Genomic DNA, 9,442 nt, shown 5'->3' with positions numbered 1-9,442 from the left:
AGCAGCCCGCCACCGCCCCCGGCCAGCCCGACAGCTTCGTCTTCCCCGTCACCGTCGCGCTCGACCAGAACGCCATGACCATCGACGGCGCCCGCGTCCTCCTCACCCCCGGCATGACCGTCACCGTCGAAATCAAGACCGACTCCCGCAGGGTCATCGACTACCTCCTCTCCCCGCTGGCCAAAATCGCCTCCGAAGCCGCAAGAGAACGCTGACCGAGGCCCCCCCGCGCCGGCCCGGACCGGCCGCAGGGGCGCCGCGGCGTCCGGGGGCGGGAAAGCCGGGGAACGAAAAAGAGCTAGCCGCGCCGGCCGAGCGCGTCATAGGCCGCCGTCTCGAAGGCGAGGAAGCCGTCGAGCGCGACCGGGTCCATGAACGGAAACAGCTGGCAGGCCCAGAAGCCGGCGACGCCGTTCCTGCGGTCGATCCAGTAGTACAGGTTGCCGAGGCCCGCCCAGCCGATCGAGCCGGCCGGCCGCCCGGTCGGCGCCGCCTGCTCGTTGACCATGAACGTGAGGCCCCAGCCCTTGTCGATCCCGGGAAAGAACTCCGCGTCGTGGGTGAGGCCACGGCTGACGCTGGCCATGGCGGCGACGCGCAGGCCGGAAAGATGGTTGCGCGCGGCCATGGCGACCGTCTCGGGTCTCAGCACGCGGCCGCCCTCGCCCAGGCCGTCGTTCAGCCACATGCGCAGGAAGCGCAGGTAATCGGCGGCCGAGCCGAGCAGGGCGCCGCCGCCCATCCAGACTTCCGGGTCTTCCGGCAGGTCGAAGGCGATCGGCTGGAGCCCGCCGTCGCGACCGCGCTGGTGCATCGCGGCCCGGCGCGTCCGCATCGACGGCGTCGCGACGAAGGCCGTGTCGGCCATGCCGAGCGGCGCGAACACGCGCGCCTTCAGGATGGCGTCGAGGCGGTCGCCGGCGATCGCTTCGACGACCTGGCCGGCCCAATCGATCCCGATCCCGTAGGCCCAGGCGTCGCCCGGGTCGAACAGCAGCGGCGTCGCGAGGCCCTGTCTGAGCCCGAGCCGCGGATCGGGCTGGCCGCGCTCGGCGGCGAGCCGCTTCAGCGCGGCGCTGAAATAGGGATAGCCGAAGCCGGCGGTGTGCAGCATCAGCATGCGCGTCGTGACGTCGCGCCGGGGCGCCCGCAGCCGCGGCGCCCCCGTTTCGTCGAAGCCGTCGAGCACCTGGAGCGCGCCGATCTCCGGGAGATAGCGCTTCGCCGGGGCGTCGAGGTCGATCAGGCCCTGCTCGACGAGTTGCAGCACCGCGGTCCCGGTGATCGCCTTGGAGCAGGAGAACAGCGCGAACACGCTGTCGGGCGTCATCGGCTGCGGCTCGCCGAGCCTGCGCACGCCCGCCGCGCCCTCGTAGACGGTCCCGTCGCGGTCGCCGAGCATCGCGACCACGCCCGGCGCGCGCGGTTCGCCCGACACGACCTGGCGCAGGATCGCGTCGGCGGCCGAGGAGAAGGCTTTGTCCATGACGGCTCCGATACGACGGGGTCGAAAGCGCGAGTGGACGACGGGCGCGGGCCTTGTCAAGCGCGGCCGCGTTTCGACGGTCCTTGCAACGGACCGGGTTGGCGGCGGATCTTCGCTGCCGAGGCGCCCTTGTGGATTCGCCCGATTGAGGAAACGACTGTCGAGATGAGCGTTCCGGCCGACCATGCCTTCGATTTCGATCCGACCTGCGGCCTCGGGGTCGACGAGCTTCGCGCGATCGCGCCGCCCCGGGCCCCGCCGGGCTTCGACGCCTTCTGGCGCGCGCGCTACGAAAGGGCGCTCGGTCTTCATCCGCGGCCGAGGCTTCGCGAAAGCCGGTCCACGCATCCGGCCTGGCGGGTCCGGGACATCCTTTACACCTCGACCGACGCCTACGAGATCGGCGGATGGCTGCTCACGCCGCGAGACCGGCCGGTCAGGCGGGGCCTCGTGGTCGGCCACGGCTACGGCGGGCGGGCGGAGCCGGATTTCGACGTGCCGGTCGAGGAGACGGCCGTCCTGTTTCCCTGCTGTCGCGGGCTTTCGCGCAGCCGCCGGGCGCCGATCTCGGACGATCCGCAATGGCACGTGCTTCACGACATCGACGATCCGGGGCGTTACATTCTGGGCGGCTGCGTCGAGGACCTGTGGCTGGCCGTCTCCGCCCTGTCCGAGCTCCATCCCGACCTCAGGGGACGAATCGGCTACAGCGGCGCGAGCTTCGGCGGCGGGGTCGGCGCGCTGGCGATCGCCTTCGACGCGCGCATCGACCGCGGCTTTCTGGAGGTCCCGACCTTCGGGAACATGCCGCTCTGGCTGACCCTGCCCACCCTCGGCAGCGCCCGCTCGGTGCAGATCCATCGCCGCGCTCACGCGGACGTCGCCGAAACCCTGAGGCTGTTCGACGCGGCGTCGGCGGCGGCGCGGATCGGGATCCCCATGCTGCTCGCGGTCGCCCGTTTCGATCCGGTCGTTGCGCCGCCGTGCCAGTTCGCCGTGGCCAACGCGCTGACGTCAAACCATCACGAAACCTTCATCCTGGATGCAGGTCACTTCGACTATCCTCGCGCTGAGGAGCAGCGTGCGCTGCTCAAGGAAAAACTCAGGCGATTCTTCAGGGCGACATGAGACGGGAATACAGGCGCTGGTACAGCGAGAGGCTTCATCGCGACATGGAGCTTTTGATCTTCGGCCACGGCGGCGCGAAGGTGCTGATGTTTCCCACCCGCGACGGGCGCTTCTGGGAATACGAGAAACTCGACGTCGTCGCCAGCCTCGCCGGCAAGGTCGACGCCGGACATCTGCAGCTCTTCTGCATCGAGGGGCTGGCGAAGGAGACCTTCTACGATTTCGGCCGCCATCCGGCGGAGCGGATCCGCCGCCACGCCGCCTTCGAGGACTACATTCTCAACGAGGTGCTGCCGCTGATGGCCGCGGCCAATCCGCATGCGTGCACGATGGCGATGGGGTGTAGTCTCGGCGCCTTCCAGGCGGCGGACCTCGTCCTCAGGCACCCGCATCTGTTCCAAAAACTCGTCGCCTTTTCCGGCCGCTACGATCTGACGGCGCGCATCGAATGTTTCGACGATTTGTTCCACGGCTACTACGACGACGAGGTCTATTTCCACACCCCGACGCATTTCCTGCCCGGTCTCGACTGCCCGTGGCGTCTCGAGAACCTGCGCCGGCTCGACGTCGTTCTCGCCGTCGGCAAGGCCGATCCGTTCCTCGACAACACGGTTCACCTCAGCCGCCTTCTCGCCGACAAAGGCGTCCACCCGCGCCTGCACTTTTGGGACGGACGGGCGCATTGCCCGCGCGCCTGGCGCGAGATGGCGCCGCTGTTCGTCTGATTGTGGCCGCGCGGCCGCGCGGTGGCGAGCCATCGACCGCTGATGGTTGTGTACAGTTTGATGTCTTATATTAGGGCCTTGACGCGCCTCGCTCTCGCCCCGCAATCCGTGATACGCTCAGTGGAAAGCAGGAGAAGGCTATGGTGGTCGAAGATCATCCAAGATACCCGGAATGGCGGCGGGCGCACGACGACTTTGAGGACGCGCAAAGGCGCTTGGACGAAGCGCAGCGAATTAGGCGTCCCGAAGGTGAGCTTCTCGTCGCCAGACAGGCGCGTGATCAAGCACAAGCGCTTTTCGATCTGATTGCCAACAATATGCGGGACGGCGATGCGAATCGGACCTAATGGCGAGAAGCGCCCCGCCTACGTCGTCGGCAACGCCGTCAAGGTTATGCGCTTTGCGGCGGGCGAAGAAGTCTAAGACTCGGTACCCGCCGACGGTAAGGACCCAGCCGCGAAGGCGCTCCGCAAGAAGCGCGGCGCGGGCAGAGGGCAAGTCGTCAGAGCGACGCGCCGAGATCGCGAGGAAGGCGCCGGAGAAACAGTGGGAAAAAATAGCGCGCTGGACTTGACCATGTTCATTTTCTGTCGCACAAGCGAGCGCGCAAAAATGAACATGAGGTTGATTCGTGAGTAAGGTCGCGATCCTTCGCTCTTTCGTTGAGGTGAGTAACAGGTTGGTCGAACTTCGGACCAACCACGAATTTATTTTGGAGGCAGTCGAGGCGGCAGTTGGCGCGGCAAACGAGTCGACGGATAACGATCCAAGCGGCACGCGGGGTTGGCGCCGTTGGCAAATGGGAACACGTCGCCTACGGGAAATGCACGTTGGAAATAAGGGGTGGGATCGAGACGACACCGACCAGATAGCGTCTATCATCAACGCCGATCTGCGCATAAAGATTGTCGTCTGCAATACCGACGACGGAACATGCATAGAGGCTCGCAATCCCAAAAATAGGTCTAAGAAGGGAAGCGCGACCGACCGTGCTGTGGGCGCCAATCAATCGTCCTTCATGGACATCCTGGATGAATCGATGGCTGACATGTGGCGGCGAAGGCAGCCCGACGGCTCTTTTCTCACTTATGTACTGTGCATATACAACGAAGCCGATGACGTTCGTGCGGAGTTGTCGTGCGCCATCGAGACCAGCGGCGGATTTTTTGAGAACTTCTCGGAGCGCATTTTCATCATTGGCGGCGAAGCTGGCGAACCTAGCCCCGTGAGGCGGCGGGGGTCGGACGATGATGGATCGGAGTTCGATATTCCGGTGACTCGAAAGAAATAAAAATGCCATTCAACCCTGTGCGGCTCAGCATCGCTAGGCAAAGGCGATTGCTAAACAAGAAAGGATTCGCTGATTTGGTTGGCGTCTCTGCCCACACCATCACTCGATGTGAGCAAGGAGAAACGCAGCCAACTGAAGAGACCATAGATAGATTCGCGGCGGTCTTACAATTCCCGATTGGCTTTTTCTTCCGCCCGGACTTGCAGTTACCCGATTCGGAACTTATTAGCTTCCGGAGTCAAAGGGCTATGACCGCGTCCGAACGGGACGCAGCTCTTGCGGCTGGGGCTATCGGTTTTGATATATCTGATTGGGTTGAAAGCCGATTTGAGTTGCCGAATGTACAAGTACCAGACCTCAATTTGTTCGACCCTGAAACTGCGGCGGTGATGCTACGGCAAGACTGGGGTCTTGGGGAAGAGCCTGTTTCTAATATGATTCACTTACTCGAATCCAAAGGTGTTCGAGTGTTTTCCCTCGCGGAGAACTCAAAACGGGTAAACGCCTTTTCACTGTGGCGCAACGAAAAACCGTATGTATTTTTGAACACGATGAAGACAGCGGAAAGCAGTCGTTTTGATGCGGCCCATGAACTTGGTCATCTTGTTCTTCATCAAGATGGGAAGCGAACGGGTCGAATGGCGGAGGATGAGGCGAATAGCTTTGCGTCTTCGTTTTTGTTACCGAAAGCAGACCTCTTAGCAAGAATAAATAGAGTAAACTCTATAGAACAATTGATAACCTCTAAGAGAAGGTGGAAGGTGTCGCTTTGGGCATTGACGGTTCGTCTTCACAGATTGAATAGACTAACAGATTGGAGATATAGAGACTTTTGTATACAAATTAGGACCAGGTATAAAGACAGTGAACCAGAAGGAATTGATCGGGAGCAATCCGTCGTTTGGCAGAAGGTTATGAAGACCCTTTGGTCTGAGAAGACAACACAGTGGGATATTGCCCGGCAGCTCGATTTGCCAGAATCCGAAGTTTCTACGCTGATCTTCGGAATGCTGCATACGGCAGGACCGCCGGTCGTTGCACGTGACAACAGGGCACTTTTCCTCGTGAGATGAAAATTATCCTTGACGCTACGCACGAATGTTCATTCCCTGCGGGGCAGGCGAAATTGAAAACTGAGACACTACCCGCTCGTGGCGTGGGTCGCAGAGCCGACGCCGTCTCGCGTGCTGGAGGTTTTTCGAAAGCGGGCGCGCGCCCGCCGCCAATCGACGGGGTCCGTGGCTGATGAAATCCCTTTTCGCGTCCTGGCAGGCCTGGGCGATTCTGTCGGCGGCGTTCGCGGCGCTGACGGCGATCTTCGCCAAGGTCGGGGTCGAGAACGTCGGCTCCGACTTCGCGACCTTCATCCGGACGATCGTCATCCTGTGCGCGGCCGGCGCCATTCTCGCCATCACCGGGCAGTGGCAGCCGCTGAATTCGGTGTCGCCGAAAAGCTGGCTTTTCCTCGCGCTGTCGGGGCTGGCGACCGGATTCTCCTGGCTGTGCTACTTCCGCGCGCTCAAGCTCGGAGACGCCGCGCGCGTCGCGCCGATCGACAAGCTGAGCGTCGTGCTGGTGGCGACCTTCGGCGTCCTGTTCCTCGGCGAGAAGCTCGCGCCGCAGAACTGGCTCGGCGTCGCCCTGATCGCCGCGGGCGCGATTCTGGTGGCCTGGAAGGCGTGAGCGGCGGCCGGCGGCGCGCCCGGACCCGTCCGACCCGCGCCCGGCGGTCCCGCGTCCCGCGCCTGTCACAATAGCGTTGCGCCGTCGTCCTAGCGAAGAACGGCTCGAATTCGCAAAAGGGACGCCCATGAAATCGCTGTTGAGCGCGCTGCTGCTGTCCGCCGCTTTCGCTGGTCACGCCTTCGCCGCCTCCGACGTCGTCACCGTCTACGCCGCCGATGGCCTGCACGACGGCAAGGGCAGCTGGTTCGAAACCCAGTTCGACGCCTTCACCAAGGCGACGGGCGTCAAGGTGCAATATGTCGAGGCGGGCTCCGGCGGCGTGGTCGAGCGCGTGGCGAAGGAGAAGTCGAACCCGCAGGCGGACGTGCTCGTCACCCTGCCGCCGTTCATCCAGCGCGCCGAGGCCGCGGGCCTGCTCCAGCCGTTCACGCCGGCCGCGGCGGCCCAGATCGACGGCGGCGACGCCAGCTATCAACCGCTCGTCAACAATTTCCAGAATTTCATCTACAACGCCGCGACGCTCGCGGAGGCGCCGAAGACCTTCGCCGACCTGCTCGACCCGAAGTTCAAGGGCAAGATCCAGTATTCCACCCCGGGCCAGGCGGGCGACGGCACCGCGGTGATGCTGCAGGTGATCCACGCCTTCGGCTCGAAGGACGCGGCGTTCGACTATCTGAAGAAGCTGCAGGACAACAACGTCGGCCCGTCCTCGTCGACGGGAAAGCTGACCGCGCTGGTCAACAAGGGCGAGATCTACGTCGCCAACGGCGACCTGCAGATGAACCTGTCGCAGATGGCTGACAACCCGAACATCAGGGTGTTCTGGCCGGCGGGGCCGAACGGCGAGCGCTCGGCGATGCCGCTGCCCTATTACGTCGGCCTGGTCGCCGGCGCGCCCGACGCCGAGAACGGCAAGAAGCTGATCGACTACCTGCTGTCGAAGGAGGCGCAGGAAACGGTTTCGTCGGTCGCGCTCGGCGCGCCGGTGCGCAAGGACGTGACCCCGACCGACGCGAATTTCGTCAAGCTGCACGAGGCGATGAAAGGCGTGACGGTCTGGACGCCGGACTGGTCGCAGGTGGTCAAGGATCTGCCGGCGGACGTGGCGCGCTGGCGCCAGGCGACCGGCAGCTGACCATGACGGCCGCCGCGCTCGGCGACGGGAGAACGGCGACGCAGGACCTCGTCCGGGCGGGCGCGGCCTCGACGGTCGGGTTCGACAAGGTGAGCGTCGCCTATCGCGGCGCCGTCGTCCTGAAGCCGCTCACGCTCGAGGTCGCGGCCGGCGAAATTCTGGCGATGATCGGGCCTTCGGGCTCCGGCAAGACGACGGCGCTGCGCGCCGTTGCGGGCTTCGTGCGTCCGGTGTCGGGGCGCATCCGCGTCGGCGGGACGGACGTGACCGACCTGCCGCCGTACGAGCGCGGGCTGGCGATGGTGGTTCAGAACTACGCGCTGTTTCCGCACATGCGCGTCGCCGACAACGTCGCCTTCGGGCTCAGGGCGCGGGGCGCGGCCAGGACCCTGATCGAGAGCCGGGTCGACGACGCGCTCGGCGTCGTCGGCATGCGGACGTTTCGCAAGCGCTATCCGCGCGAGCTCTCCGGCGGCCAGCAGCAGCGCGTGGCGATCGCGCGCGCGCTCGCGGTGCGGCCGCGCGTGCTCCTGCTCGACGAGCCGCTGTCGGCGCTCGACGCCCAGATCCGCCGGTCGATGGTCGAGGAGATCGCGCGCCTGCACGCCGACCTGCCGGATCTGACCATTCTCTACGTGACGCACGACCAGAGCGAGGCGCTGACGCTCGCCGACCGGATCGCCATTCTGAAGGACGGCGCGCTGTGCGCGGTCGGGCGGACCGCGGACCTCTATCGCCGGCCGCCGAACCGGTTCGCCGCGGAATTTCTCGGCCGCGCCAACCTGCTTCCGGTGGTGATCGAGGACGACCGTTCCGTCGGCGGGATGGTGGCGGTGCGGGCCGGGGCCGACCGGCTTCTGGTCGCGGGCGACGGGGCGCCGGCGGGAACGCGCCGGCTGCTCTGCGTCCGGCCGCAGCACCTGACGCTGACGGCGGAGCTCGGCTATTCGAACCGGATCGGCGGCCGGCTGCGGCAGGTGCACTGGCAGGGCGAACTCACCCATCTGGTGGCCGAAGTCGGCGACTCGCTGGTGCGGATCGTCGCCACCCGGCTGCCGGCGCTGCCCGAGCGCGGCGGCGCGGTGGATATGTTCTTCGCCCCCGGCGACGCCTCCCTCATTCCCGAGGAAGCCGGTGTCTGACCTCGCCGCGGCGCCGGCGGCGGCCAGGCCCAATCTGAACGGGCTGTGGGTCGCGCCGCCGCTGATCGTGCTCGCGCTGTCGTTTCTCTATCCCCTGGCGCTGATCGCGCGCTCGGCCGTTCTCGGCGAGACGGGCGCCCCGGACTGGAGCGGCGTCCTCGCGACGCTCGATTCGCGCCCCTTCCTCAATGCGCTCTTGAACACCGGCGAGATCGCCGTCGCGTCCACCGCGGGCTGCCTCGCGCTCGGCCTCGCGCTGGCGCTGATCCTGGCCTTCGTTCCCTTTCCCGGCGCCCCGCTCGCGGCGCGGCTGATCGACACCTTCATCGCCCTGCCGACCTTTCTGATCACCCTCGCCTTCACCTTCCTCTACGGCTCGGCCGGCATTCTCAACGGCGCGCTGACGCAGGGGTTCGGCCTCGCCGAGCCGCCGGTTCATTTTCTCTACTCCGCCTGGGGCGTCATCCTCGCCGAGGTCACCGTCTATTCGCCGTTCGTGCTGCGGCCGCTGCTCGCGGCCTTCTCGCTGATCGACCAGAGCCAGATCGAGGTCGCGGGCCTCTTGGGCGCGCGGCCGTGGCGGATCGTCCGCAGCGTCATTCTTCCCGCCGCGCTGCCCGCCGCGATCGCCGGCGGCAGCCTGTGCCTGCTGCTCACCGTCAACGAATTCGGCATCGTGCTGTTCATCGGCGCCAAGGGCGTCATCACCCTGCCGCTGCTGATCTACGACAAGGCGATCCAGGAATCGGACTACCAGGCCGCCTGCGTGATCGCGATCGTCAACGTGGCGCTGTCGCTCGGGCTGTTCGGCCTCTATCGCGTCGCCGCGCGCCGGCTCGGGGGGTAGCG

At 65.5% G+C, this 9,442-nt stretch carries 10 protein-coding genes and 2 pseudogenes; 11 read left to right on the top strand and 1 reads right to left on the bottom strand.

Translation table 11 applies throughout. From position 1 onward, the window contains the following. Positions 1-215 (top strand): annotated as a pseudogene (locus tag DFR50_RS26145) (HlyD family type I secretion periplasmic adaptor subunit); the annotation flags it as partial. 83 nt (positions 216-298) lie between these two features. Here DFR50_RS26145 and acmB read toward each other — a convergent pair. Further along, the gene (acmB, locus tag DFR50_RS26140; RefSeq protein ID WP_113892296.1) at positions 299-1,486 is read right to left on the bottom strand and encodes a methyl acetate hydrolase AcmB; all 1,188 of its coding nucleotides are present in this window, start codon (positions 1,484-1,486) and stop codon (positions 299-301) included. Between the two features lie 165 nt (positions 1,487-1,651). Here acmB and DFR50_RS26135 point away from each other — a divergent pair, with 165 nt between their 5' ends. The 10 genes and pseudogenes from DFR50_RS26135 to DFR50_RS26090 all read left to right on the top strand — a co-directional run bounded on the left by DFR50_RS26135 (position 1,652) and on the right by DFR50_RS26090 (position 9,440). Further along, positions 1,652-2,614, top strand: a complete 963-nt coding sequence (locus DFR50_RS26135; RefSeq protein WP_113892302.1) for an acetylxylan esterase — start codon at positions 1,652-1,654, stop codon at positions 2,612-2,614. Then, complete coding sequence (locus DFR50_RS26130; RefSeq protein WP_113892294.1) at positions 2,611-3,339, top strand: esterase family protein; 729 nt, start codon at positions 2,611-2,613, stop codon at positions 3,337-3,339. Before DFR50_RS26135 ends, DFR50_RS26130 begins: the two co-directional genes overlap by 4 nt. A 140-nt stretch (positions 3,340-3,479) precedes the next feature. Beyond that, on the top strand, positions 3,480-3,686 hold the full coding sequence (locus DFR50_RS31715) for a hypothetical protein (protein WP_147262931.1): 207 nt from the start codon (positions 3,480-3,482) through the stop codon (positions 3,684-3,686). A 284-nt stretch (positions 3,687-3,970) separates the two neighbouring features. Further along, positions 3,971-4,630, top strand: a complete 660-nt coding sequence (locus DFR50_RS26115; protein WP_147262930.1) for a hypothetical protein — start codon at positions 3,971-3,973, stop codon at positions 4,628-4,630. A gap of 2 nt (positions 4,631-4,632) precedes the next feature. After that, positions 4,633-4,803: pseudogene (locus DFR50_RS33185) on the top strand (helix-turn-helix domain-containing protein); the annotation flags it as partial. 75 nt (positions 4,804-4,878) lie between these two features. Further along, positions 4,879-5,703, top strand: a complete 825-nt coding sequence (locus DFR50_RS26110) for an ImmA/IrrE family metallo-endopeptidase (protein WP_245428162.1) — start codon at positions 4,879-4,881, stop codon at positions 5,701-5,703. Between the two features lie 172 nt (positions 5,704-5,875). Next, positions 5,876-6,313: an EamA family transporter gene (locus DFR50_RS26105; RefSeq protein WP_113892287.1), complete on the top strand. Its 438-nt coding sequence runs from the start codon at positions 5,876-5,878 to the stop codon at positions 6,311-6,313. Positions 6,314-6,440: 127 nt separating this feature from the next. After that, positions 6,441-7,451: a 2-aminoethylphosphonate ABC transporter substrate-binding protein gene (locus DFR50_RS26100; protein WP_113892285.1), complete on the top strand. Its 1,011-nt coding sequence runs from the start codon at positions 6,441-6,443 to the stop codon at positions 7,449-7,451. 2 nt (positions 7,452-7,453) lie between these two features. Beyond that, the gene (locus DFR50_RS26095) at positions 7,454-8,593 is read left to right on the top strand and encodes an ABC transporter ATP-binding protein (protein ID WP_113892283.1); all 1,140 of its coding nucleotides are present in this window, start codon (positions 7,454-7,456) and stop codon (positions 8,591-8,593) included. Then, the gene (locus DFR50_RS26090; protein ID WP_113892281.1) at positions 8,586-9,440 is read left to right on the top strand and encodes a 2-aminoethylphosphonate ABC transporter permease subunit; all 855 of its coding nucleotides are present in this window, start codon (positions 8,586-8,588) and stop codon (positions 9,438-9,440) included. Before DFR50_RS26095 ends, DFR50_RS26090 begins: the two co-directional genes overlap by 8 nt. Positions 9,441-9,442 lie beyond the last annotated feature (2 nt).

Origin of the sequence: Roseiarcus fermentans (genome assembly GCF_003315135.1) — a bacterium.
Lineage (GTDB): Bacteria > Pseudomonadota > Alphaproteobacteria > Rhizobiales > Beijerinckiaceae > Roseiarcus > Roseiarcus fermentans.
Note: the sequence above shows the minus strand (reverse complement) of the source record. Positions and strands in the feature narration are given on the sequence as shown.